Source organism: Streptomyces sp. CWNU-52B, assembly GCF_047444975.1.
In the GTDB taxonomy this organism is placed as follows: Bacteria; Actinomycetota; Actinomycetes; order Streptomycetales; family Streptomycetaceae; genus Streptomyces.
On the sequence record NZ_JBLFJV010000050.1, the window covers coordinates 130843 to 155790 of the forward strand.

Genomic DNA, 24948 nt, shown 5'->3' on the forward strand with positions numbered 1-24948 from the left:
GGCCGACCAGGACGACCCTGAGGCCGGTCACCGTACGACCAGGTGCTTGAGGTAGGACGCCACGTTGCGCCGGGTCTCCGGCACGCTGTCGCCGCCGAACTTCTCCGCGACCGCGTCCGCCAGGACCAGGGCGACCATCGCCTCGGCGACGATCCCCGCCGCCGGCACCGCGCACACGTCCGAGCGCTGGTGGTGCGCCTTGGTCGCCTCGCCGGTCACCACGTCGATGGTCGCCAGTGCCCGCGGCACGGTGGCGATGGGCTTCATCGCCGCCCGTACGCGCAGCAGCTCACCCGTCGTCAGGCCGCCCTCGGTACCGCCGGAGCGGCCGGAGGAGCGCCGGATGCCCTCGTCCGTGTTGACGATCTCGTCGTGGGCCTTCGAGCCCGGCACCCGGGCGAGGTCGAAGCCGTCACCGACCTCCACGCCCTTGATCGCCTGGATGCCCATCAGCGCCGCCGCCAGCCGGGCGTCGAGGCGCCGGTCCCAGTGGACGTGCGAACCGAGGCCCACCGGCACCCCGTACGCCAGGACCTCGACCACACCGCCCAGCGTGTCGCCGTCCTTGTGGGCCTGGTCGATCTCCGCGACCATCGCCTTCGAGGTGTCCGCGTCCAGGCAGCGCACCGGGTCCGCGTCCAGCTTCTCGACGTCGGAGGGGGTCGGGTAGACACCGTAGGGGGCCTTCGCCGCCGCCAGCTCCACCACGTGCGAGACCACCTCGATACCGGCGGTCTCCTTGAGGTACGAACGCGCCACCGCGCCCAGCGCCACCCGCGCCGCGGTCTCCCGCGCGGAGGCCCGCTCCAGGATCGGCCGTGCCTCGTCGAACCCGTACTTCTGCATGCCGGCGAGGTCGGCGTGGCCGGGCCTGGGCCGGGTCAGCGGGGCGTTGCGCGCCAGCTCGCCGAGGATCTGCGGGTCGACCGGGTCGGCCGCCATCACCTGTTCCCACTTGGGCCACTCGGTGTTGCCGACCATCACCGCGACCGGCGAGCCGAGGGTGAGGCCGTGGCGGACACCGCCCAGGAAGGTGACCTCGTCCTGCTCGAACTTCATCCGGGCACCGCGGCCGTAGCCCAGCCGTCGCCGGGCCAGGTGGTCGGCCACCATCTCCGTGGTGATCGGCACGCCGGCGGGAAGGCCCTCCAGCGTCGCCACGAGTGCGGGACCGTGGGACTCCCCGGCGGTCAGCCAGCGCAACCTGCTCAACGGTGCTCCTCATGCTCGCGCCCTGGTACTGCGTAACGGCCTCTGTGCGTACGCGCGTCCTCGCGTACGGCGACGGCGCGACCGGGTGCGCGGCCCTGGCCCGCCGCCTTCGATCCTCCCACGTCCGCGCGCGCCGCCCGGCCGCAGGTCCATCAGGCGGACGGTGTGCCGGGGGACATCGTGGTGTCGTCCCGCCGGGGCTGTGGGGCGTAACCGCCCAGGTGGCCGGCACCGCGGCCCTCTCCGTACGGTGCCGCCGCGCGGAACGGCCGTCCCTGGCTCCAGGACGCCGACTGTGTCAGGTACATGGATCAGTCCCCCGATTCCCGCGCTCCCCGACTCCCCGGCTCCGCGCCGGCGGAGCCGGGAGCCGGATCCTGGCGGCCCGGGTCAGCGCGCCGCGAGGGACTTCTCACCAGCCGTTCGCATGACGCCGAGCGGGCCCGGGGTGCGGCCCGTCATCTGCTCGACCTGGAGGACCGCCTGGTGTACGAGCAGGTCCAGTCCGCTGACGACGGCGCCCCCGTAGGCGGACCAGCGGGCCGCGAGGTCGGTCGGCCACGGGTCGTACAGGACGTCGAACAAGGTGGCGGGCCGCTCGGGGACGGCCGAGGCGAGTGCGTCGGTGGCGCCCGCCGGGGTGGTCGCGATCACCAGCGGGGCCCGCAAGGCCTGTGCGGCGTCCGCCCAGTCGGCCGTACGCACCTCGATGTCGAGCCGCTCGCCCCACTGCCGCATCTCGGCGGCGCGCGCCGCGCTGCGGACGTACGCGACGACCTCGCCCGTGCAGACGCGGGCGAGGGCGGCCAGCGCGGAGGAGGCGGTGGCGCCCGCGCCGAGGATCGCCGCGGATTCCACTTGTTCGATCCCGCGCTCGCGCAGGGCGGCGACGATCCCGGGGATGTCGGTGTTGTCACCGAGGCGGCGCCCGTCCGGGGTGAACACCACCGTGTTCACGGCCTCCACGGAGGCCGCGGTGTCACTGATCTCGTCGAGCAGCGGAATGACCGCCCTTTTCAGCGGCATCGTCAGCGAGAGCCCGGCCCATTCGGGGCCGAGTTTCCCGACGAATCCGGCAAGCGCCGCCTCGTCGATCTCGAAGCGGTCGTACGACCAGCCGGCCAGGCCCAGTTCCTCGTAGGCGGCGCGGTGCAGCACCGGGGAGAGGGAATGCTCGATCGGGGAACCGAGAACGGCGGCTCGGCGCCGCCGCTCCCCGTCAGCCCTTGTTGCGCCGCTCATTGAATTCCTGCACCAACTTCTCGTGCTCGGCCAGGGTCTTGGTGAAGTCCGTCTTCTTGCCGTCGATGGAGATGAAGAAGATCCACGCACCGCCGTCCGGGTCCAGTGCCGCCTTCAGCGCTTCCTCGCCCGGATTTCCGATCGGTCCGGGCGGCAGACCCTTGTAGAAGTACGTGTTGTACGGGTCGTCGTAGTTGCGGATCTCGGCGACGGAGATATCGATCTTGCTCTGGCCCTTGAGGTAGTTGTACGTCGAGTCGAATTCGAGCTTCTGGTTGGTGACGTCGTTCGTCGGCTTGAGGCGGTTGTAGACGACGGACGCCATCTTCCTGAAGTCGTCGTGCGTGATGCCCTCCGCCTGGACGAGGCTCGCCACCGTGACGACCTCCAGCGGGTTCTCCAGGCCGAGCCCCTTGGCCTTCGCCTCCAGGTCGAACTCGGCGTACTCCTTGTTGGCCTGCGACACCATTTCCTTGAGGACGTCCTCGGGCTTCATGTCCTTGTCGGCGGGATAGGTCGCCGGGTAGAGGAATCCTTCCAGCGGGTCCTTGATGTCGGTGTCGTCGTTGGCCCAGTCCGGCAGTCCGAGGCTCTTGAACTTCTTCTCGGCGACCTTCGCCGTGGTGCCCTTGGAGAGTTCCAGCTGCTTGTCGATCGCCTCGTACACCGTGGCATTGCGCTGCCCCTCCCTGACCACCAGATTGTTCTGGCTCTTGGGATCGAGCATCAGCGCGACGGCGCTCTCTCCGGACATCTGCTTGTTCAGCACATAGGAGCCCGCCTGGATCTTGTCGCCGTCCGAGTTCTGCGACTGGGCCGCCACGAAGGCGTCCACGCTCTTGACGACGCCGGCCGCCTTCAGTTTCTGACCGATCACCGATCCGAAGGCGCCCTTGGGAATCACGACGGTCACCTGTTCGCCGGTACCGTCGCCCGCGAAGTCCGGAGCCGAGCCGAAACGGCTCTGGTAGAACTGGTAGCCCATATAGGTGACTCCACCGGCCACCGCGACGATGACGAGCGAGACGGCCAGGCAGGAACAGCCGCCCCGGCGCTTCTTCTCGCCTTTGTCCTGGCCTTTGCTCCCCTTGCCGTTACCGCCTTTGGCGCCTTTGCCGCCTTTGCCGCGCCGTCGGCTCTGAGGGTCGTCGTCGGTGTCGTCGTCGGCGTCCTCGCCCGAGAAGAACGCGTGCTCACCCTGGTCCGGGCCCGGATCCCAGTCGGTCCGCTCCGGTTCCGGTTCCGCGCGGCGGCGGCTCGGCGGCTCCGGCGGCGGGTACGCGTCCGGGGTCCCGTAGTAGTCGGGCTGCTGGCCGCCGTACGGCACGCCCTGGCCGCCGTAGGGGTCGTTCGGGTCGCCGGAGTAAGGGACCTGCTGCTGCGGGTGGTACTGCTGGTGCTGCTGATTCTGCTGGTTCGGGTCCCAGCCACCGCCGTTGTACGGCTGACCGTTCTGGTCGTACTGCTGGCCGTTGTGCTCGTACGGCCGGCCGTTCTGGTCGTACTGCTGCCCGCCCTGGTGGGGGTACTCCTGCCCGCCCTGGCCGTTGTACTGCTGGGGGGACGGTCCGCCGTACTGCTGCTGGCCCTGGCCGTACTGCTGCTGGCCCTGGGCGTAGTGCTGCTGCCCCTGGTCGTAACCGGCCTGCTGGCCCGTGCCCCAGTCGCCGTACTGCGGCTGCTGCGGCTGCTCCGGGTGGTGCTGCGGCTGGCCGCCGTAGGGGGACTGGGCCGCCTGGGCCTCCTGTCCTCCCCATCCGCCGTCCCCGTACAACGGGTCCTCGGGATGCCACGGTTCGGAGCCTGGGCCCCGGCCATACTCGGTCATCGATCCCCTAGAGCCGCGAGGCGGTGGTCGCGCGGTGACGGGGCTTCCGTCCGCCTCTCTCCTGTGCGGAAGCTATTCGAACACCACCGCATCGCGCGGAACGTTACCGTACCGCGATCAGATGACCACTTCGACGCCCTCGCCGGGGGAGGTACCTGACGCCCGTTCGGACTCCAGTGCCTGCTGGAGAATGATCACGGCCGCAACCTGGTCGATGACCGATCTGCCCTTCTTGGACTTCACGCCCGAGGCGCGCAGTCCCTGACTGGCTGTCACCGTGGTCATCCGCTCGTCCACGAGCCGGACCGGCACGGGTGCGATGCCCCGTGCGAGGTCCTGCGCGAAGGCCCGGACCTTGACCGCGGCCGGGCCCTCGCCGCCCTTGAGCGAGCGAGGGAGGCCGACCACAACCTCGATCGGTTCGTACTCCTCGACCAGCTGTCCCAGCCGCCGGTGGGCGGCCGGGACGTCACGCCCCGGCACGGTCTCCACCGGAGTGGCGAGGATCCCGTCGGGGTCGCACGAGGCGACCCCGATCCGGGCGTCCCCGACGTCGATGGCGAGACGGCGGCCACGGCGCATGACCCGCTCGCCGTCACTCACTTGGCGGTCTCGGCCACGAGGCGCTCGACGGCGTCGGTGGCCGCGCCGATGGCGGCCGGGTCCTGGCCGCCGCCCTGGGCGACGTCGGGCTTGCCGCCACCGCCGCCCCCGAGGGTCTTGGCGGCGGCGCGCACCAGGTCACCGGCCTTGAGACCGCGCTCACGTGCGGCCTCGTTGGTGGCGATGACCGTCAGCGGTTTGCCGTTGACAGTGGTGAACAGGGCGACCACGGCGGCCCGTCCGCCCTGGATCCGGCCGCGTACGTCGAGGACCAGCTTGCGCAGGTCGTCGGCGCTCGTGCCGTCCGGGACCTGGCCGGTGACCAGGGCGACGCCGTGGACGTCCTTGGCGGATCCGGCGAGCCCGGCGGCGGCCTGGAGGACCTTCTCCGCGCGGAACTTCTCGATCTCCTTCTCGGCGTCCTTCAGCTTGCCGAGCATGGCGGAGACCTTCTCCGGAAGCTCCTCGGGGCGGCCCTTGATCAGCTCCTGGAGCTGGGCGACGACCGTGTGCTCACGGGCGAGGAAGTTGTACGCGTCGACGCCCACCAGGGCCTCGATACGGCGTACCCCCGAACCGATCGACGACTCGCCGAGCAGCTTCACCAGCCCGAGCTGGGCGGTGTTGTGCACGTGCGTGCCGCCGCACAGCTCCTTGGAGAAGTCGCCGATGGTGACGACACGGACCCGCTCGCCGTACTTCTCGCCGAACTCGGCGATGGCGCCCTGCTTCTTGGCCTCGTCGATGCTCAGGATCTCGGCGTGGACGTCCAGGTCGCGGGCGAGCACCTCGTTGATCTTCTGCTCGACGTCCGTCATGACGGCCGTGGGCACGGCGGCCGGCGAGCCGAAGTCGAAGCGGAAGCGTCCTGGCTGGTTCTCCGAACCGGCCTGGGCGGCCGTCGGGCCGAGGGCGTCGCGCAGCGCCTGGTGGGTGAGGTGGGTGGCCGAGTGGGCGCGGGCGATGGCCGTGCGGCGGCGCACGTCGATGACGGCCTGGGCCTTGGCGCCGACGGTCACCTCGCCGACCTGGACGACGCCCTTGTGGACGTAGACCCCGGGGACCGGCTTCTGGCAGTCCCGGACCTCGATCACGGCGCCGGTGTCGATCCTGATGCGGCCGGTGTCGCCGATCTGGCCGCCGCCCTCCGCGTAGAACGGGGTGCGGTCGAGGACGATCTCGACCTCGTCGCCCTCGGTGGCGGCCGGCGAGGAGGCGCCGTCGACGAGGATGCCGACGACCGTGGACTCGCCCTCGGTGCTCGTGTAGCCGATGAAGTCGGTCTCACCGGCGGCGTCGGCGATCTCGCGGTAGGCGCCCAGGTCGGCGTGCCCGGTCTTCTTGGACCTGGCGTCGGCCTTGGCGCGCTCCCGCTGCTCCTTCATCAGGCGCCGGAAGCCGTCCTCGTCCACCGAGAGGCCCTGCTCGGAGGCCATCTCCAGGGTGAGGTCGATCGGGAAGCCCCAGGTGTCGTGGAGCAGGAAGGCCTTGTCGCCGGAGAGGACCGTGCCACCGGAGGCCTTGGTCTCCGTGACGGCGGTGTCGAGGATGTTGGTGCCGCCCTTCAGCGCCTTGAGGAAGGCGGCCTCCTCGGCGAGGGCGACGGTCTCGATGCGCTTGCGGTCGGAGACGAGCTCCGGGTACTGCTGCCCCATCATCTCGATGACGACGTCGATGAGGTCCTGGACGACCGGCCCGGTGGCGCCGAGGAGGCGCATGTTGCGGATGGCGCGGCGCATGATGCGGCGCAGCACGTAGCCACGGCCCTCGTTGCCCGGGGTGACGCCGTCGCCGATGAGCATGGCGGCCGTCCGCATGTGGTCGGTGACCACGCGCAGGGAGACGTCGGAGGAGTGGGCGGCGCCGTACTCGACACCGGTCAGCTCGGTGGCCTTCCTGATGACGGCCATGGAGGTGTCGATCTCGTACATGTTCTGCACGCCCTGCAGAATCATGGCGAGGCGTTCCAGGCCGAGGCCGGTGTCGATGTTCTGGCTCGGCAGGTCGCCGAGGATCTCGAAGTCCTCCTTCGAGGTGCCCTCGCCGCGCTCGTACTGCATGAAGACGAGGTTCCAGATCTCCACGTACCGCTCGTCGTTGACGGCGGGGCCACCCTCGACGCCGAACTCGGGGCCGCGGTCGTAGTTGATCTCGGAACACGGGCCGCAGGGGCCCGGGACGCCCATGGACCAGTAGTTGTCCTGCTTGCCGAGGCGCTGGATGCGCTCCTTGGGGACGCCGACGACCTCGTGCCAGATGCGCTCGGCCTCGTCGTCCTCCAGGTACACGGTGATCCAGAGCTTCTCCGGGTCCAGGCCGTAACCGCCCTTGTCCTGGGGGCTGGTCAGCAGCTCCCAGGCGTACTTGATGGCGTCTTCCTTGAAGTAGTCGCCGAAGGAGAAGTTGCCGCACATCTGGAAGAACGTGCCGTGCCGGGTGGTCTTGCCGACCTCTTCGATGTCCGGCGTCCTGACGCACTTCTGGACGCTGGTGGCGCGGTCGAACGGCGGCTTGACCTCACCGAGGAAGTACGGCTTGAAGGGGACCATGCCGGCCGGGACCAGGAGGAGAGTCGGGTCGTCCGCGATGAGCGACGCCGAAGGGACGACGGTGTGCCCGCGCTCCTCGAAGAAGCTCAACCAGCGGCGACGAATCTCGGCCGACTCCATCAGTGGTCCTCATTCCGGTTGTACGAGTACGTCGACCTCTCGACATACGTCGGGTTCTTGCCGTGCTGCGGGTTCTTGCCGTGCTGTGGCGTGTCGCCGCTCTCGATGGCGACGACGCGGCGCGCGGGGGGCAGTTCGGGATCGGCGTTCAGTCCGAGGACCTCGCCGAGTTCCGCCTCGCGCTTGGCCATTCCGTCACGGACGTCGAGTGCGAAGTCCCTGACGCGATGGCCCGCTGCGACCGCCTTGTCGGCTGCCTGGGCCGCGAGGCTCTCGGGCGTCAGCTGCCTGAGCTTGCGGTTGACCTTGGTGGTGGCCCACACACCGGCGGCTGCGCCCGCGGTGAACCAGAACGTACGGCGGAACATCGCTGCGTCAGTCCTTCTTCCGCTTTCCCCGTCGCGCCGACGGGAGGGTGCGGCCCACGACCACGGTGCGCCGCGTGGGCTTGGCGGGCTCGTCCTCGCGGCGGACGCCCATGGCCCGGCGGACGCCGTAGCCGAACGCCGCCACCTTCACCAGGGGGCCGCCGAAGGTCGAGGCGACGGTCGTGGAGAGGGCCGACGCGTTCGACGTGACCTCCTGGACGTCCGACGCGATGGCGTCGACCCGCTCGATCTGGGTCTGTGCGGAGCGCACGGCCGCGGAGGCGTCGGCGAGAAGCGGGACCGTCTGTTCGGTCACGTCCGCCACGAGCTTGGTGGTCGCCCTGAGCGTCTGGGCCAGCCTCGCGAGTGCCACCGCGAGGAAGGAGACCAGGATCGCCCAGAAGACGGCCACCAGGATCCCGGCCACCTCACCACCGGACACCGCGCACCCGCTCCCTGGATTCGTGTCTCACCATCGAAAAGTCGTCCTGTGACCCTATCGCGCCGGGGCCGCGGGTCCGTACCGGATTACCGTCCGCCCGAACCCGCGTCGCACACAGCGATTGTACGGAGTGCTTATGACTGAGTACGCTGCGTGCCCCATGCGGCGTTCTCAGGGTCATCGGCGTTCCGGGACCGGGGCAGGCGGTCACCGGGCCGGCAACCTGCCCCTGGAACTCAACGCCTTCGTGGGCCGCTCGGCCGAACTGACGCAGCTGGGCACGGCCCTTGACACGGCGCGCCTGGTCACGGTGACGGGTCTGGGCGGGGTCGGCAAGTCACGCCTGGCGGCGCATGCCGCGGCCCGGGTCAGGGCGCGTGACGGGGTGTGGCTCGTGGAGCTGTCCGCGGTGCGCGAACCGGAACTCGTCGAGTACACGGTGCTGGAGTCGCTGGGGCTGACGGACCACACGTCGCGCTCGCCGCGCCAGATCCTGCTCGACCATCTCGCGGAGCGCCGGCTGCTGCTCGTGCTGGACGGGTTCGAGCATCTGGTGGACGCGTGCGCGTCGATGACCGCGGAGTTGCTGCGGCGGGCGGAAGGCCTGCGGGTGCTCGCCGCGGGGCGCAGGCCGCTCTCGGTGGACGGCGAACGGGTGTTCCCGCTGGCGCCGCTGACCGAGTGGGAGGCCGCCGACCTGTTCGCGGACCGTGCCGGGTCCGGTGCTCCGGGTTTCACGCTGGACGACGGCAACCGCGCCCACGTGCACGAGATCTGCCGGCGGCTCGACGGGATCCCGCTCGCCGTCGAACTGGCCGCGGGGCGGCTGCGGGCACTGTCCCCCGCCCAGTTGCTGGCCCGGCTCGACGACCGCTTCCAGCTCCTCACCGGCGGGGGGCGTGACACGCTGCCGCGGCACCAGACGCTGCGTACGGCGATCGGCTGGAGCCATGAGCTGTGCACACCGCAGGAACGGCTGCTGTGGGCGCGCCTCTCGGTGTTCGCCGGGCAGTTCGACCTGGAGGCCGTGGAGTACGTGTGCGGGGGCGACGGGCTGCACCCCGGCAACATCCTCGACGTGCTGGGCGAGCTGCTGGCCCAGTCGGTGGTCGTCCGTGAGGAGACCCCGGCGGGGGTGCGCTACCGGATGCTGGACACCCTCCGGGCGTACGGCGCGGACTGGCTGGAGGCCACGGCCGACGGGCCGCGGCTGCGGCGCCGGCACCGCGACTGGTACATGGGGCTGGCGACCTGGGGCGAGCTGGACTGGTTCTCGCCCCGGCAGCACGAGGTGGCCGCGCGGGTGGAGGCGGACCTGCCGAATCTGCGGAGCGCCCTCGAACACTGTCTGAGCGAGCCGGACGGCGGGCATCTGGGCCAGTACCTCGCGGGGACCCTCTGGTTCTACTGGGTGGGCTGCGGCCGGCTGTCGGAGGGGCGGCACTGGCTGGAGCGGACGGTGGAGCTGGACGGCGAGCACGAGCGCTCACGGCTGAAGGCGCTGTGGGTGCTCGGCTACGTGGCGGTGCTCCAGGGCGACACGGTGTCCGCGTTCGCCGCGCTCGACGAGTGCCGCCGACGGGCGGAGCGCTCGCAGAACGCCACCGCGCTGGCCTACGCCGAGCATCGCACCGGCTGTCTCGCCCTGGTCACCGACGACCTGCCGCGGGCCGAGACGCTGCTGCGTTCGGCGCTCGACCGCTATCACGACATCGGCGAGCTGAACAGCAACGTCCTGATGGGGCAGGTCGAGCTGGCGATGACGCTGGCCTTCCAGGGCGATCTGCCGGGCGCGGTGCGGCTGTGCGAGGAGGTGCGCCGGATCTGCGTGGACCACGGGGAGCGCTGGTCCCTCGCGTACGCGCTGTACGTGCTGGCGTACGCGTCCTGGACCGAGGGTGATCTGCCCGGGGCCCGGCGGCTGCTGGTGGAGTGCCTGGGCATCGGCCACGCCTTCCACGATCTGCTCGGCACGGTCCTGGCGGTGGAACTGCTCGCGCTGGTCACCGTGGCGGAGGGCGACGCCGCCGAGGCCGCGGTGCTCCAGGGCGCCGCGTCCCGAATGTGGCCCTCGGTGGGCCTGCCGCTGTTCGGCTCGGCCCACTACAACGCGTCGCACGAGCAGTGCGAGGCGATGGCCCGGGAGCGGCTGGGCGACGAACGGTACGAGGGGGGCGTACGGGAGGGTGCGCGGCTGGGCCGGCAGGCGGCCGTGGACCGGGCGCTGGGGCGGGCCAGACAGCAGGTGCTCGGCACGCCACCCGCGCCTCCCACGCCTCCCACGTCGCCCTCGTCGCCCGAGGGGCCTGCGTCGTCGGCGCCCCAGGCGTCCTCGGAAGCGTCCTCGGACATGCAAGAACCCGCCGCCCCGCCGTCCGAGGAGGACGACGAGGCGGCGGGCTGAGGCAGGCGCGAGGCCGGTGGTGCGAGGTACGCCTGATCAGCGGGCGTAGTACTCGACGACGAGCTGCTCGTCGCAGATCACCGGGATCTCCTTGCGGTTCGGCTCGCGGTCCAGGCGGAACGCCAGGGCGCCGAGGTTCACCTGGAGGTAGCGCGGGGTCTCGCCGTCGGGGGCGAAGCCACCGGCGCGGGAGACCTCGAACAGCGTCTTGCTGCGGCTGCGCTCGCGGACCATCACGACGTCGTCGGGCTTGACGCGGAAGGACGGCTTGTCGACCTTCTGGCCGTTGACCTCGATGTGGCCGTGCACGACCATCTGGCGGGCCTGGTAGATCGTGCGGGCGATGCCCGAACGCAGAACCAGCGCGTCGAGACGGCGCTCCAGCTCGATGACCAGGGCCTCACCGGTCTTGCCCTGCGTCTTGGCGGCACGCTCGTAGGCGCGGACGAGCTGGCGCTCGGACACGTCGTACTGCGCGCGCAGACGCTGCTTCTCCAGCAGACGGACCTTGTAGTCCGAGTTCTGCTTGCGGCCACGGCCGTGCTCGCCGGGCGGGTACGGGCGGGCCTCGAAGTACTTGACGGCCTTCGGGGTCAGCGCGATGCCGAGGGCACGCGACTTCTTGACCTTGGGGCGGGACTGGTTCGTCATGAACCAAACACCTCGTGTTTTCTGATGTGAATACGGCTTCACCAGGGTTAGGGGAGGTCGCATCCGCAGCTCGGGAAACCCTGCGGGTCCTTGACGGACCTGCGGGGCAGCCGCTCCCGGGTCTGGGCACATGTGCAGCACGCGAGTGGCCCACCGACCGTTCCCGGAGACCTCCCGGGAGGGTGATGGGCTGCCCGCGACACCTTCGACGGTGCGCGACGCTCCTGGAATCCTCACCCGAGGGCGGGGGCTCCGGCTGCTTGTCCCGTTCTGGTGGTGCCGACCGGAGCCGGACACGGGACGCAGCGCTTGAGGGAGTCTACAGGGGTCCGCGGGGTGATCAGGACCGCCGGTCTGGACCGCCGGTCAGGACCGCCCTCGGCCGAGGTGCTTCCTCGTCCACTCCACCGCGTCCGCGTAGCGCGCCTCGGAGCCGTGCCGGGTGGGGGTGTAGTACCGGCGGTCCTTGAGCTCCTCGGGCGCGTACTGCTGGGCGGCGATGCCTTCGGGCAGGTCGTGCGGGTACACGTACCCCTGGGCGTGGCCGAGCTTGGCCGCGCCCTTGTAGTGCCCGTCGCGCAGATGCATCGGTACGGGGCCCGCGTGGCCCTTGCGTACGTCCTCCATGGCGGCGCCGATCGCCGTCGTCGCCGCGTTCGACTTGGGCGCCAGGGCCAGGGCGATGGTGGCGTGGCTGAGGGTGAGCGCGGCCTCGGGGAAGCCGATCATGGCGACGGCCTGGGCGGCGGCGACGGCGGTCGGCAGGGCGGTCGGGTCCGCGAGGCCGATGTCCTCGCTGGCGGAGATCATCAGCCGGCGGGCGATGAACCGGGGGTCCTCACCGGCTTCGATCATCCGGGCCAGATAGTGCAGCGCGGCGTCGACGTCCGAGCCCCGGATCGACTTGATCAGGGCGCTGGCCACGTCGTAGTGCTGGTCGCCGTCGCGGTCGTACGTCACCGCGGCCCGGTCGACGGTCTCCTCCAGGGTCTGGAGGGTGATCTCCGGATCGCCCTTGTCGAGCGCGGATCCGGCCGCCGCCTCCAGGGCCGTCAGCGCGCGCCGGGCGTCGCCCCCGGCGATCCGCAGGAGGTGCTCCTCGGTGTCCGCGGGGAGGGTGACGGCGCCCTTGAGGCCGCGCTCGTCCGCGACGGCCCGGCCGAGCAGTCCGCGCAGGTCGTCGTCCGTGAGCGGTTCGAGGGTCAGCAGGAGCGAGCGGGACAGCAGGGGCGAGATCACCGAGAAGTACGGGTTCTCCGTGGTCGCCGCGATCAAGGTCACCCAGCGGTTCTCCACGGCCGGGAGCAGGGAGTCCTGCTGGGCCTTGCTGAAACGGTGGATCTCGTCGAGGAAGAGGACGGTCTCCTTGCCGTAGCCCCCGGTGGCCCGGCGGGCGCCCTCGATGACCGCGCGCACCTCCTTGACACCGGCGGTGATCGCGGAGAGCTCCACGAAGCGCTTGTTGGTCGCCTTGGAGACGACGTACGCCAGGGTGGTCTTGCCGGTGCCCGGCGGGCCCCAGAGGATCACCGAGGAGGGTCCGGCCGGACCTCCGCCGCCCTCGCCGACGAGTCTGCGCAGGGGCGAGCCCGGCTTCAGCAGATGCTGCTGGCCCTCGACCTCGTCGAGGGTGCGCGGGCGCATCCGGACGGCCAGGGGACTGCCGGACGGGTCCTTCTCCTGGCGTTCTTCGGCTGCGGCGGTAAACAGGTCGGGCTCCACGTACGAAACCCTATGTCACGCCACTGACAGCGCGGCCGGGCCCTGGTCGCGCGGGGGCCGTCGGCCGTCGCGCGGGCCCGTCGGCCGGGTCAGCTGGTCCAGAAGTCCCACCAGCGGGTCAGGATCAGCATGCCGATGATCCCGATGTGCATGACCGGCAGCACCCAGGCGAACTCGCCGAGGAAGCCCTTCAGCCAGCCGGGCGCCGGCAGCAGGCCGTTGCGGACGTTGTGCGCGGTCACGGACCAGAACATGATGATCGTCGCGACCCAGGCCAGACAGCACCACAGGCACAGCGAGTTGATGTTGTACAGCGACTGGTACTGGAGCCACGTCACGAACCCGACGCCGAACAACGTGCCCGCGTTGAAGGTCAGCCAGTACCAGCGCGGGAAGGTGGCCCGGCCGAGCAGGCTCGCTCCGACGGCGATCACGATGCCGTAGGCGACGAGGCCCATCATCGGGTTGGGGAACCCGAAGACGGACGCCTGGTCGCTCTTCATGATGTTGCCGCAGGAGACGACCGGGTTCAGGCTGCAGCCCGGCGTGAAGTTCGGATCCTCCAGCAGCTTGAACTTGTCGATGGTGATGACCCAGGAGGCCAGCAGCCCGGCCGCGCCGGTGATCACCAGCAGAAGGGCGAGGACACGGCCACCGCCCACGGCCGGTGGAGCTGCGGCGACTTCCCGGTCGGTGGAGACGCCTTCCCTGACTGTCGTCTTGCTCATCACGCCGTTTCCGTAGCTTGAGAGGGCCTTCGGGGCACGGTCATTGTGCCGCACACGCGCGTGTGTCCACCGTTCGATGGACATAAGGAAGTACGTGCGGTCGTCCCTGAACGCTCGTTCCGGCGGGATGATCGCCGGTATGACAGCACACGTGAACGAACTCGCGGTGGATGTACGGGGGCTGCGCAAACAGTACGGAGACGTCACCGCTGTCGACGGAATCGATCTCGGTATCCGGCGGGGCGAGGTGTTCGGCCTGCTGGGACCCAATGGCGCGGGCAAGAGCACCACGGTGGAGATCCTTCAGGGCAACAGGTCGCGCGACGCCGGAGAGGTCTCGGTGCTCGGTACGGATCCGGCCGACGCCACGCGCGCGTGGCGATCACGTGTCGGAATCGTCTGGCAGGACGAATCCGCACCCGCCGAGTTGACGGTGGGCGAGACGGTGCGGCATTTCGCGCGCTACTACCCCCGGCCGCGCGACCCGGCGGAGGTCATCGGCCTGGTCGGTCTCGAGGAGAAGGCGGGCAGCCGGATCAAGGCGCTCTCGGGCGGGCAGCGGCGCCGGCTCGATGTGGCGCTCGGGGTGATCGGCGGTCCTGACCTGCTGCTCCTGGACGAACCGACGACCGGGTTCGACCCGGCGGCCCGACGCCAGTTCTGGGACCTGATCCGCAAGCTGGCGGACGAGGGCACGACGATCCTGCTGACCACGCACTACCTGGAGGAGGCGGAGGCGCTCACCGACCGGCTCGCGGTGATCGCACGGGGGCGGGTCGTGGCCGAGGGCGAACCCGCGTCGCTGCGCGGGCGGTTCGGCACCGAGGCCACCGTCGACTGGACCGAGTCCGACGGCTCGCCCCGCACGGAGCGCACCGGGACACCCACGCGTACGGTCGCCGAGCTCACGCACCGGTTCGACGGGGAGATCCCGGGGCTACGGGTGAGCCGCCCGACCCTGGAGGACGTCTACCTGCGGCTCACGGGACAGGAGGACGCGCGATGACCACCACCACGGCACGGATACGTACGGACAGGACCGGGGCACCGCACCTCCCGTCGGCCTGGCGGCTCGGGCTCCAGCGGGGCGCCCTGGAGATCAAACAGTTCTTCCGGATGCGCGACCAGGTGGTCTTCACCTTCGCCTTCCCGATCGTGTTCCTCTTCCTGTTCGCGTCGATCTTCAGTGACGACGTGCGGGGCGCGGGCGTCACCGCCTCGCAGCTGTACGTGCCGGCGATGATGGCCGCCGGCATCATGAGCACCAGTTTCCAGTCGCTCGGCATCTCGATCGCGATCGAGCGGGACGAGAAGGTGCTGCGCCGGCTGCGCGGCACCCCGATGCCACCGGCCGCGTACTTCATCGGGAAGATCTGCCTGGTCCTCGTCACCGGCTTCCTGGAGACGCTGATCCTGCTCGGGGTGGGCGTCACGTTCTACGACGTGGAGCTGCCCTCGGACGCCACGACGTGGCTGCACTTCGGCTGGATCTTCCTGCTGGGTCTGACGGCGTGCGCCATGCTCGGCATCGCGATCAGCTCGGTGCCCAAGAGCAGCAAGAGCGCCAGCTCGGTGGTCGTGCTGCCCTTCCTGGTCCTGCAGTTCGTCTCCGGGGTCTACATCTCCATCGACACCATCCCGCACTGGATGCTCGACATCAGCGCGGTGTTCCCGCTGAAGTGGATGTGCCAGGGACTGCGCGGAGTGTTCCTGCCGGAGTCGGCGCAGGTCCTGGAGCAGGCCGGCAGCTGGGAGTTCGGTCGGATCGCTCTGGTGCTCGGAGCCTGGTGCGTCGGAGGATTGCTGCTGTGCCTGCTGACATTCCGCTGGAAGAACCGCCGCGACGGATGACCGGCGTGTCCGAGGAACACGGCGCCGGCGCGTACGCCTGGGACCGCTCCTTCCGGCTCTGGGACTCGTACTTCGCCGTCGTGTGGGCGGCCACCCTGGTGTTCGTGCTCGGCACGGACTTCCCGGGGTGGCACACCCGGCTGGTCGCCGCGGCCCTGCTCGTCCCGCTGGTGCCCTGGTACGTGCTGGTGGGGCGCCCGGTCCTGCGGAGCGAACCGCCCGACGAGCGGCGGGCCCTCTGCTTCCTGGCCGGGGCCTTGGCACTGTTCCTGCCGTCGGCGATCCTGGTCGGCGAGACCCGGCTGATGACCTTCGCGCTCGTCCCGCCGTGCTTCATCGCGCTGCGCCTGCGCCGGGCCCTGGTCGCGGTCACCGTGATCAACCTGGCGCCGGTGGTGGGCTGGGCCCTGCTGTGGTGGCCCGACGACCACGCCGTCTTCTTCAACTCGGTGTTCGCCGTGGTCACCCTCGTCTTCTCGGCGGCCGTCGGCAGCTGGATCATCCGGGTCGTCGAGCAGAGCCAGGAACGGGCCGTGCTGATCGCCGAGCTGGACGCCAGCCGCCATGAACTCTCGCGGCTCTCGGCCGCGCACGGCGCGCTCGCCGAGCGCGAACGCCTCTCCCGGGAGATCCATGACACGCTCGCGCAGGGCTTCACGAGTCTGCTGATGCTCACCCAGGTCGTCGAGGCGGAGCTGGACCGCGCCGATGTGGCCGAGGCCCGCCGCCATCTGGCCCTGATGGACGGCACCGCACGGCAGAACCTCGCCGAGGCGCGGGCCCTGGTCGCCGGCGGTACGCCCGCCGACCTCGACGGGGCTTCACTGCCCGACGCGCTGCGCCGGCTCGCGGCACGGCACGACGCCGCGGTGACCGTGTCCGGTCCCGCGCGGGCGCTGCCCGCCGGGTCGGAGGTGGTGGTCCTGCGTGCCTGTCAGGAGGCGCTGTCCAACGCCGGCAAGCACGCGGGGAGTTCGGCCGCCGTCGGGGTGGCGCTCACCTACGCGGGCGAGTCGCTCACGGTGTGCGTACGCGACGACGGCTGCGGTTTCGATCCCTCGGTGCCGTCCGGGGGCTACGGGCTCGCGGGGCTGCGGGCGCGGGCCGCCGAGGTGGGCGGCACGGCCGTCGTCCGCAGCGCGCCCGGCGACGGCACGACCGTCACCGTCCGCCTACCCGTACCGCCCGTACCACTTGAGGGGAGTACCCCGTGATCCGGATCGTCCTCGCCGACGATCATCCCGTCGTGCGTGAGGGGCTGCGCGCGATGCTCAGCGCGGAGCCCGACCTCGACGTGGTGGCCGACGCCTCCAGCGGCCCCCAGGCGGAAGCCCTCGCGGCGGAACTGCTGCCCGACATCGTGCTGATGGATCTGCGGATGCCCGGTGGCGGGGGTGTCGACTCGATCGTGCGGATGACCGAGGCGGGGCTGCCGTGCCGGATCGTGGTGCTCACCACGTATGAGACCGACCGCGACATCCTGCGGGCCGTCGAGGCCGGGGCGGCGGGGTATCTGCTCAAGGACCTGCCCCGCGGGGAGCTCGCGGACGCGGTACGGGCCGCCGCTCGCGGGGAGACGGTGCTGGCTCCGTCGGTGGCCGCGCGGCTGGTGGACCAGCTGCGTACGAGGCCGGAGCGGCCGCGGTTGTCCTCGCGGGAGGTGGCGGTGTTGCGGCTGGTGGCGGAGGGGTGCACCAACGCGGAGATCGGGCGCCGGCTGTTCATCGGCGAGTCCACGGTGAAGACCCACCTGCTGAGGGCCTTCGGAAAACTGGGGGTGGACGACCGGACGGCGGCGGTGACGAGCGCGATGCGGTTCGGTTTGCTGGAGTAGGTTCCTCGCCCCCGCCGCCCCTTCCCGTCCCTGGGGGCTGCGCCCCCAGGTGCCTGGGGGCGCGGGGAACTGCGCAACGGGGGTTCGGGGGCGGAGCCCCTGAGACTGGGACGGGAACGGGTAGGGGCGGCGGGGGCGAGAAAAGCCCTGTGACTCAGCTCAGCCGGGATTCCAGTTCCGCCACGATCTCGTTCACCGCGACCGCCACCTGCTCACCGGACTCCATGTCCTTCAGCTGCACGACCCCCTCGGAGAGGTCGCGCTCACCGGCGACGACGGTGTACCGCGCCCCACTGCGGTTCGCGTTCTTCATCGCGCCCTTGAGACCCTTCCCGCCGTACGAGAAGTCCGCCGCCACCCCGTTCCGCCGCAGCTCGGTCACCACGCCGAACAGCACCCGGCGCGCCTCGTCCCCGAGCGGCACCGCGAACACGCTGGTGGCCGAGGGGAGCTGGAGGGACACACCCTCCGCCTCAAGGGCGAGGACCGTACGGTCGACACCCAGGGCCCAGCCGACGGACGGCAGCGCGGGCCCGCCGATCATCTCGGACAGGCCGTCGTAACGCCCCCCGCCGCCGACCGCGGACTGCGACCCCAGACCGTCGTGCACGAACTCGAACGTGGTCCGGGTGTAGTAGTCGAGCCCCCGGACCAGCTTCGCGTCGTCCTCGAAGGAGACACCCGCCGCCGTGATCAGCTCGCGCACCTCCTCGTGGTACGCCTTGCACGCGTCGCAGAGGTAGTCCCGCAGCAGCGGAGCGCCCACCAGCTGCTTCTGCACGTCGTCCCGCTTGTCGTCGAGGACGCGCAGCGGGTTGATGTCGGCGCGGCGCAGGGTCTCCTCGTCCAGGTCGAGGCCCCGCAGGAAGTCCTGGAGCGCGGCCCGGTACACGGGACGGCACTCCTTGTCGCCCAGCGAGTTGAGCAGGATCCGGAACTCACGCAGTCCCAGCGAGCGGTACGCCTGGTCGGCCAGGATGATCAACTCGGCGTCGAGGGCCGGGTCCTCGGCACCGATCGCCTCGGCGCCGACCTGGGAGAAGTGGCGGTAACGGCCCTTCTGGGGGCGCTCGTAGCGGTAGTAGGAGCCCGAGTACCAGAGCTTCACCGGCAGGTTGCCGAGCTTGTGGAGGTTGGCCTCCAGCGCGGCGCGCAGCACGGACGCGGTGCCCTCGGGGCGCAGCGCCAGCTGGTCGCCGCCCTTGGTCTCGAAGGCGTACATCTCCTTGGTCACGATGTCGGTGGACTCACCGACGCCGCGCGCGAACAGCTCGACGCTCTCGAATCCGGGCGTCTCGATGTATCCGTAACCGGAGTCGCGCAGCGGAGCGGAGATCGCCTCACGCACCGCGAGGTACTTCGCGCTGTCCGGCGGGATCAGGTCGTACGTGCCCTTGGGGGCCTTGAAGGTGCTCACAGGAATTCTCTTGTCACATTCCTCGTCGAGGAGCGGAGGTGGGATCCGCTCCCTGGCCGGGCGCCGCCACCTGCCGCAGATACGGGTTGGTGGCGCGCTCCTGGCCGATGGTCGTCTGGGAGCCGTGGCCGGACAGCACCACGGTCGAGTCGTCGAGCGGCAGGCACACGCGGGCCAGCGAGCCGAGCATCTCGTCCATGTCACCGCCGGGCAGGTCGGTGCGTCCGATGGAGCCGGCGAACAGCAGATCCCCGGAGAAGAACACGGAGGGGATCTCCGTGGTCTCGGGCATCCGGAAGGTCACCGACCCCTTCGTATGGCCCGGCGCGTGCGCGACCGAGAAGTCGAGGCCGGCCAGCTTCAGCGCGGCGCCGTCCGTGAGCTCCTTCACGTCGTCCGGTTCACCGATCGTGAGCTCGCCCATCAGCGGCATCCCGATCGAGCGGCCGAGCGCCCGCTCCGGGTCGCTCATCATGTACCGGTCCTCGGGGTGGATCCACGCGGGTACGCCGTGCGCGCCGCACACCGGGACCACCGAGGCGACATGGTCGATGTGGCCGTGCGTGAGGACGACGGCGACGGGCTTGAGCCGATGCTTGGCGAGCGCTTCCTCGACTCCCTGGGCCGCCTGATGGCCCGGGTCGATGATCACGCACTCCTCACCTGCGGCGGGGGCGACCACATAACAGTTGGTGCCCCAGGCCCCGGCGGGGAACCCGGCAATGAGCACGTTCGTCCTTCGGGTATGCCGTACGGGGGGATCTCGTACGGGCGGTATGTCGGCGGTCAGGTCGTACGGGGGAATGGCTTCGCTGCGGATCAGAGCCTACCGGCGCTGCCGGAACCACAGCGAACCCATATACGGTACGGGTCACACGCAGGCGGTCGGCTCACAAGACGCACGCGTCCCACCTGACGTACGAGACGCATGAGGAGATAACCCGGTGGTCACCCAGGAACAGCGGCGGCGTCAGCTCGCCCGGGAGAAGTTCTTGCGGCAACAGCAGCGGCGTACGTCCGCTCGGCGCAAGGCCCACGCTCGCAACGCGGTGATCGCGTCCGTCCTCGGCGTGGTCGTCGTGGGCAGCGTCGTGTCGTACGCGACCGGGGTGTTCAAGCAGGACGACGACGACAAGTCCAACGCGGCCGCGGAGGCCACGCCCAGTGCCTCCGCCTCCCCCAGCAAGGCCCCGGACCCCTGCGACAAGGCCGCCAAGGGCAAGGTGAAGTCGCTGAGCTACAAGAAGGAGCCGGCGATGACCATCGACAAGTCGGCGGACTACACGATGAAGCTGCAGACGACCTGCGGCGCGATAGACATCGACATGCCGGCGTCGAAGGCCCCGCACACCGTGAACTCGTTCAACTTCCTCACGGGCAAGGGCTACCTGGACCACACCAAGTGCCACCGTCTGACGACGAACGGCATCTACGTGCTCCAGTGCGGCGACCCGAAGGGCACCGGCATGGGCGATCCCGGCTACACGATCCCCGACGAGAACCTCAAGGACAAGCGCCTCAAGGGCGACGTGTATCCGGCGGGCACGGTGGCGATGGCCAACCAGTACAACGCGCAGACGAAGGAAGGCCGCGACACCGGCGGCAGCCAGTTCTTCCTCGTCTACCAGGACAGTCAGTTGCCTGCCAACTACACACCGTTCGGCACGATTTCCGAGTCGGGCATGAAGGTGCTGAAGAAGATCGCCGGTGCGGGCGAGAGCACCGGTCAGGGCGACGGCGCACCCAACGCGACGGTCGTGATCGACAAGGCGACCGTGACGAAATCCTGACCTCCAGCAGCGAAATTTCGGTCGCGCGGGATGCGGACAGCCGCCCCGCCGGTCGCCTATGTTGGCCGTGACGAAACTGTGGACGATGCCCGGGGGCGCAGCCGCCCCACGCAGGCATCATGTGGAGGAGGCGCTGTGAGCAGCGACCCGTGGGGCCGCGTCGACGAGACGGGGACCGTGTACGTGCGTACGGCCGACGGCGAGCAGGTCGTCGGTTCCTGGCAGGCCGGTACTCCCGACGAGGCACTGGCCTACTTCGAGCGCAAGTACGAGGGCCTCGTTGTGGAGATCGGCCTCCTGGAGAAGCGGGTCAGGACCACCGACCTGTCCTCGAAGGACGCCCAGATCGCCATCGATCACATCCGCGAACAGGTGGACGCCCACCACGCGGTCGGGGATCTGGACGCGCTGAAGGTGCGGTTGGACAAGCTCGTCGAGACGGTCGACGCCCGCCGTGAGGAGCGCAAGGCACAGCGGGCGAAGCAGTCCGACGAGGCACGGCACGCCAAGGAGGCGCTGGTCGTCGAGGCGGAGGAGCTGGCCCAGTCCGACCAGTGGCGGGCCGCCGGTGAGCGGCTGCGCGCCCTCGTGGACACCTGGAAGGGCCTTCCCCGGCTCGACCGGAAGTCCGACGACGAGCTGTGGCACCGCTTCTCGCACGCGCGCTCGGCGTTCTCCAAGCGGCGCAAGGCGCACTTCGCGGCGCTGGACGCGCAGCGCGAGGAGGCCCGCAAGACCAAGGAGAAGCTGGTCGCGGAGGCCGAGTCGCTCTCCGCATCGGCCGACTGGGGTCCGACGGCGGCCCGTTACCGCGAGCTGATGGCGGACTGGAAGGCCGCCGGCCGTGCCCAGCGCGAGCACGAGGACGACCTGTGGAACCGCTTCCGCGGCGCCCAGGACGTGTTCTTCGCGGCGCGCGGCTCGGTCTTCGCCGAGCGGGACGCGGAGCAGTCGGAGAACCTGAAGCTCAAGGAGGAGCTGGCCGAGGAGGCCGAGAAGCTCGTCCCGGTGCAGGATCTCAAGGCGGCCAGGGCCGCTTTCCGCTCGATCAACGAGCGCTGGGAGGCCATCGGCCATGTGCCGCGCGACGCCCGCCCGAAGGTCGAGGGCCGGATGCACGCGGTGGAGCGGGCGCTCCAGGACTCCGAGGAGACCGAGTGGCGCCGGACGAACCCGGAGGCACGCGCGCGTGCCGAGGGTCTGACAGGTCAGTTGCAGGCGGCCGTGGACAAGCTCCAGGGGCAGATCGAGACGGCTCGCTCCGCGGGGAACAACGCGAAGGCCGACAAGCTCCAGCGGGAGCTCGACGGCCGGCAGGCGCTGCTGGACCAGGCGCTGAAGGGCTTGCACGAGTTCGGCGGCTAGCTCCGCCTTGACGCCCCGCTGGACGGTCGGTCGTCGTCCGCGGGTGCGTCGTGGCCGGGCGCGCGGTTCCCCGCGCCCCTGACGGGCCCGCGCCCCCTGACGGGGTGCGGGCCGCACCGCGTTTAAGGGGCTGTCCTCAGGTGTCGGAGGGTCTGCGGGCCGAGGTCACGCGGTAGACGTCGTACACGCCTTCCACTCCCCTGACCGCCTTCAGGACGTGGCCCAGGTGTTTGGGGTCGCCCATCTCGAAGGTGAAGCGGGACGTGGCCACCCGGTCGCGGGACGTCTGGACGGCTGCCGACAGGATGTTGACGTGCTGGTCGGACAGGATCCTCGTGACGTCCGACAGGAGCCGTGAGCGGTCCAGTGCCTCGACCTGGATGGCGACGAGGAAGACCGAGGACTGGGTGGGCGCCCACTCGACCTCGAGGATGCGCTCGGGCTCACGGGACAGCGAGTCGACGTTGACGCAGTCGGTGCGGTGGACCGACACTCCGCTCCCGCGGGTGACGAAGCCCATGATGGGGTCGCCGGGTACGGGCGTACAGCAGCGGGCCAGCTTGACCCATACGTCGTCGACGCCCTTGACGACGACCCCGGGGTCGGCGTTGGCGCGCCGCTTGCGGCCCCGGCCGCGGGCGGGCGGGACGCTCTCGTCGATCTCCTCGGAGGCGGCCTCCTCGCCGCCCAGCGCCTGGACGAGCTTCTGCACGACGCCCTGCGCCGCCACATGCCCCTCGCCGATGGCCGCGTACAGGGACGAGATGTCGGGGTAGCGCATCTCGTGCGCGAGCGTGACCAGCGAGTCACCGGTGAGGATGCGCTGGATCGGCAGGTTCTGCTTGCGCATGGCGCGCGCGATGGCGTCCTTGCCCTGCTCGATGGCCTCGTCGCGGCGTTCCTTGGAGAACCAGGCGCGGATCTTGTTGCGGGCGCGGGGCGACTTGACGAAGCCCAGCCAGTCCCGGGACGGTCCGGCCCCGGCCGCCTTGGAGGTGAAGACCTCCACCAGGTCGCCGTTGTCGAGGGTCGATTCGAGCGGTACGAGGCGTCCGTTGACCCGTGCTCCTATGGTGCGGTGGCCCACCTCCGTGTGCACCGCGTAGGAGAAGTCGACGGGTGTGGCCCCGGCCGGCAGCGCTATCACGTCGCCCTTCGGCGTGAAGACGAAGACCTCGTTGCGGGACAGGTCGAAGCGCAGGGACTCCAGGAACTCGCCGGGGTCCTCGGTCTCCTTCTGCCAGTCGAGGAGCTGACGCAGCCACGCCATGTCGTTGAGGTGGTCGTCCTTGCCGGTGGTCCTCGGCTGGTCGGAGCGCACCTTGGAGGCGCCGGCGACGGCCTCCTGCTTGTACTTCCAGTGGGCGGCGATGCCGTACTCGGCGCGGCGGTGCATGTCGAACGTACGGATCTGGAGTTCGACCGGCTTGCCGTTGGGCCCGATGACCGTCGTGTGCAGCGACTGGTACATGTTGAACTTGGGCATCGCGATGTAGTCCTTGAACCGGCCGGGGACCGGGTTCCATCGCGCGTGCACGGTGCCCAGGGCCGCGTAGCAGTCCCGGACGGTGTCGACCAGGACGCGGATGCCCACCAGGTCGTAGATCTCCGCGAAGTCGCGGCCGCGGACGATCATCTTCTGGTAGACGCTGTAGTAGTGCTTCGGGCGGCCGGTGACGGTCGCCTTGATGCGGGCCGCGCGCAGGTCGGACTGGACCTCGTCGGTCACTATGGCGAGGTACTCGTCGCGCTTGGGGGCGCGCTCGGCGACCAGGCGGACAATCTCGTCGTACATCTTGGGGTAGAGGATCGCGAAGGCGAGGTCCTCCAGCTCCCACTTGATGGTGTTCATGCCCAGGCGGTGGGCGAGCGGCGCGTAGATCTCCAGGGTCTCGCGCGCCTTCTTCTCCTGCTTCTCGCGCTTGAGGTAGCGCATGGTGCGCATGTTGTGCAGCCGGTCGGCGAGCTTGATGACCAGGACGCGCGGGTCCTTGGCCATGGCGACGACCATCTTGCGGACGGTCTCGGCCTGCGCGGCCTCGCCGAACTTGACCTTGTCGAGCTTGGTGACGCCGTCGACGAGGAGGGCGACCTGGTCGCCGAAGTCCTTGCGGAGGGTGTCGAGGCCGTACTCGGTGTCCTCGACCGTGTCGTGCAGGAGTCCCGCCATCAGCGTGGCCGGGTCCATGCCCAGCTCGGCGAGGATCGTCGTCACCGCGAGCGGGTGCGTGATGTACGGGTCGCCGCTCTTGCGCTTCTGGCCGCGGTGCCAGCGCTCGGCGACCTGGTAGGCGCGCTCGACCTGGCGGAGCGTGGCCGCCTCGATCTTCGGGTCGTTGCTGCGCACTATCCGCAGCAGGGGCTCCAGGACCGGGTTGTACGGGTTGGACCGCTGGACGCCCAGCCGCGCGAGCCGGGCGCGCACGCGGTTGGAGGAGCCGCCGGAGCGCGTGGGCTGACCGGCCCCGGGACGAGCCGCCGACGCCGGACGGGCGGCGGGCGCGGGTGCCTGGCGCTCGGGAGCCGCAGCCGGCTCGGGGCGTGCCTGACCGGCCGCCCCGGTCCCCGCCGCCCGGTCGGCCGACCCGTTCTTCGCCGACGCGTCCTTCGCGGAGGCCTTCTCGGCGGGCGCGGGCGTGGCTGCGGACGCCGCGGACGCAGTGGGCTCGGCGGCTGGGGTTGCTCCCGGGCGGTCGGCCCTGGGGGCGAGTGGCTGGGCCTCGTCTGGCAAGAGGGCTCCTCGTGCGCGATCCGGGTCCCCGGTCAGGCTCCGGAAACCCCATGGTAGCGATCCTGGGCTCGGGTCTCGCCTCGGGCCGGTG

General features: G+C 70.4%; 21 protein-coding genes. 7 read left to right on the forward strand and 14 right to left on the reverse strand.

Going from position 1 to position 24948, the window contains the following annotated elements; translation table 11 throughout:
• Window positions 1-27: 27 nt before the first annotated feature.
• The 8 genes from aroC to ACLVWQ_RS33435 all read right to left on the reverse strand — a co-directional run bounded on the left by aroC (window position 28) and on the right by ACLVWQ_RS33435 (window position 8364).
• A complete protein-coding gene (gene aroC / locus ACLVWQ_RS33400) occupies window positions 28-1212 on the reverse strand; it encodes a chorismate synthase (protein ID WP_414112983.1) in 1185 nt (394 codons plus the stop codon).
• Window positions 1213-1364: 152 nt separating this feature from the next.
• Complete coding sequence (locus ACLVWQ_RS33405) at window positions 1365-1520, reverse strand: hypothetical protein (RefSeq protein ID WP_414112984.1); 156 nt, start codon at window positions 1518-1520, stop codon at window positions 1365-1367.
• A gap of 82 nt (window positions 1521-1602) precedes the next feature.
• Window positions 1603-2454 (reverse strand): shikimate dehydrogenase, encoded by an 852-nt coding sequence (locus ACLVWQ_RS33410; RefSeq protein WP_414112985.1) that lies wholly within the window; start codon window positions 2452-2454, stop codon window positions 1603-1605.
• A complete protein-coding gene (gene mltG / locus ACLVWQ_RS33415; protein ID WP_414112986.1) occupies window positions 2432-4282 on the reverse strand; it encodes an endolytic transglycosylase MltG in 1851 nt (616 codons plus the stop codon). The genes ACLVWQ_RS33410 and mltG overlap by 23 nt, the downstream gene beginning before the upstream one ends.
• Before the next feature lie 117 nt (window positions 4283-4399).
• Window positions 4400-4864, reverse strand: a complete 465-nt coding sequence (gene ruvX / locus ACLVWQ_RS33420; RefSeq protein ID WP_414113327.1) for a Holliday junction resolvase RuvX — start codon at window positions 4862-4864, stop codon at window positions 4400-4402.
• A 17-nt stretch (window positions 4865-4881) separates the two neighbouring features.
• Window positions 4882-7554: an alanine--tRNA ligase gene (gene alaS / locus ACLVWQ_RS33425; protein ID WP_414112987.1), complete on the reverse strand. Its 2673-nt coding sequence runs from the start codon at window positions 7552-7554 to the stop codon at window positions 4882-4884.
• Window positions 7554-7922, reverse strand: a complete 369-nt coding sequence (locus tag ACLVWQ_RS33430; protein WP_414112988.1) for a DUF6167 family protein — start codon at window positions 7920-7922, stop codon at window positions 7554-7556. Before ACLVWQ_RS33430 ends, alaS begins: the two co-directional genes overlap by 1 nt.
• 7 nt (window positions 7923-7929) lie before the next feature.
• Entirely contained in the window at window positions 7930-8364 is a 435-nt protein-coding gene (locus ACLVWQ_RS33435) for a DUF948 domain-containing protein (protein WP_414112990.1), read from the reverse strand.
• A 160-nt stretch (window positions 8365-8524) separates the two neighbouring features.
• On the opposite strand from ACLVWQ_RS33435, the gene ACLVWQ_RS33440 reads away from it, so the two are divergent.
• Window positions 8525-10768, forward strand: coding sequence for an ATP-binding protein (locus ACLVWQ_RS33440; RefSeq protein ID WP_414112991.1), 2244 nt, complete (start codon window positions 8525-8527; stop codon window positions 10766-10768).
• A 36-nt stretch (window positions 10769-10804) separates the two neighbouring features.
• Here ACLVWQ_RS33440 and rpsD read toward each other — a convergent pair whose 3' ends face one another.
• From rpsD to ACLVWQ_RS33455, 3 genes are all read right to left on the reverse strand, one after another.
• Window positions 10805-11419, reverse strand: a complete 615-nt coding sequence (gene rpsD / locus ACLVWQ_RS33445; RefSeq protein ID WP_414112992.1) for a 30S ribosomal protein S4 — start codon at window positions 11417-11419, stop codon at window positions 10805-10807.
• Between the two features lie 366 nt (window positions 11420-11785).
• Window positions 11786-13141 (reverse strand): replication-associated recombination protein A, encoded by a 1356-nt coding sequence (locus tag ACLVWQ_RS33450; protein ID WP_414112993.1) that lies wholly within the window; start codon window positions 13139-13141, stop codon window positions 11786-11788.
• Between the two features lie 89 nt (window positions 13142-13230).
• Window positions 13231-13869, reverse strand: a complete 639-nt coding sequence (locus tag ACLVWQ_RS33455; RefSeq protein WP_414112994.1) for a vitamin K epoxide reductase family protein — start codon at window positions 13867-13869, stop codon at window positions 13231-13233.
• 139 nt (window positions 13870-14008) lie between these two features.
• Between ACLVWQ_RS33455 and ACLVWQ_RS33460 the strand changes: the two genes are divergently transcribed.
• The 4 genes from ACLVWQ_RS33460 to ACLVWQ_RS33475 are packed head-to-tail and all read left to right on the forward strand — an operon-like array spanning window position 14009 to window position 17554.
• Window positions 14009-14875 (forward strand): ABC transporter ATP-binding protein, encoded by an 867-nt coding sequence (locus ACLVWQ_RS33460; protein WP_414112995.1) that lies wholly within the window; start codon window positions 14009-14011, stop codon window positions 14873-14875.
• Window positions 14872-15720, forward strand: a complete 849-nt coding sequence (locus ACLVWQ_RS33465) for an ABC transporter permease (protein ID WP_414112996.1) — start codon at window positions 14872-14874, stop codon at window positions 15718-15720. The genes ACLVWQ_RS33460 and ACLVWQ_RS33465 overlap by 4 nt, the downstream gene beginning before the upstream one ends.
• Window positions 15717-16934: a sensor histidine kinase gene (locus tag ACLVWQ_RS33470; protein ID WP_414113328.1), complete on the forward strand. Its 1218-nt coding sequence runs from the start codon at window positions 15717-15719 to the stop codon at window positions 16932-16934. Before ACLVWQ_RS33465 ends, ACLVWQ_RS33470 begins: the two co-directional genes overlap by 4 nt.
• Window positions 16931-17554: a response regulator gene (locus tag ACLVWQ_RS33475; protein WP_414112997.1), complete on the forward strand. Its 624-nt coding sequence runs from the start codon at window positions 16931-16933 to the stop codon at window positions 17552-17554. The genes ACLVWQ_RS33470 and ACLVWQ_RS33475 overlap by 4 nt, the downstream gene beginning before the upstream one ends.
• A 154-nt stretch (window positions 17555-17708) precedes the next feature.
• Here ACLVWQ_RS33475 and hisS read toward each other — a convergent pair whose 3' ends face one another.
• Window positions 17709-18971, reverse strand: a complete 1263-nt coding sequence (hisS, locus tag ACLVWQ_RS33480) for a histidine--tRNA ligase (protein WP_414112998.1) — start codon at window positions 18969-18971, stop codon at window positions 17709-17711.
• Window positions 18972-18984: 13 nt separating this feature from the next.
• The gene (locus tag ACLVWQ_RS33485) at window positions 18985-19701 is read right to left on the reverse strand and encodes an MBL fold metallo-hydrolase (protein ID WP_414112999.1); all 717 of its coding nucleotides are present in this window, start codon (window positions 19699-19701) and stop codon (window positions 18985-18987) included.
• 214 nt (window positions 19702-19915) lie between these two features.
• Between ACLVWQ_RS33485 and ACLVWQ_RS33490 the strand changes: the two genes are divergently transcribed.
• Entirely contained in the window at window positions 19916-20761 is an 846-nt protein-coding gene (locus ACLVWQ_RS33490; RefSeq protein ID WP_414113000.1) for a peptidylprolyl isomerase, read from the forward strand.
• A 135-nt stretch (window positions 20762-20896) separates the two neighbouring features.
• The gene (locus ACLVWQ_RS33495; protein ID WP_414113001.1) at window positions 20897-22126 is read left to right on the forward strand and encodes a DUF349 domain-containing protein; all 1230 of its coding nucleotides are present in this window, start codon (window positions 20897-20899) and stop codon (window positions 22124-22126) included.
• 136 nt (window positions 22127-22262) lie between these two features.
• Here the strand turns inward: ACLVWQ_RS33495 and ACLVWQ_RS33500 are convergent, their stop codons facing one another.
• Window positions 22263-24857 carry a RelA/SpoT family protein gene (locus ACLVWQ_RS33500; protein WP_414113002.1) on the reverse strand — a complete coding sequence of 865 codons (2595 nt, stop codon included), beginning with the start codon at window positions 24855-24857 and terminating at the stop codon, window positions 22263-22265.
• Window positions 24858-24948: the final 91 nt, after the last annotated feature.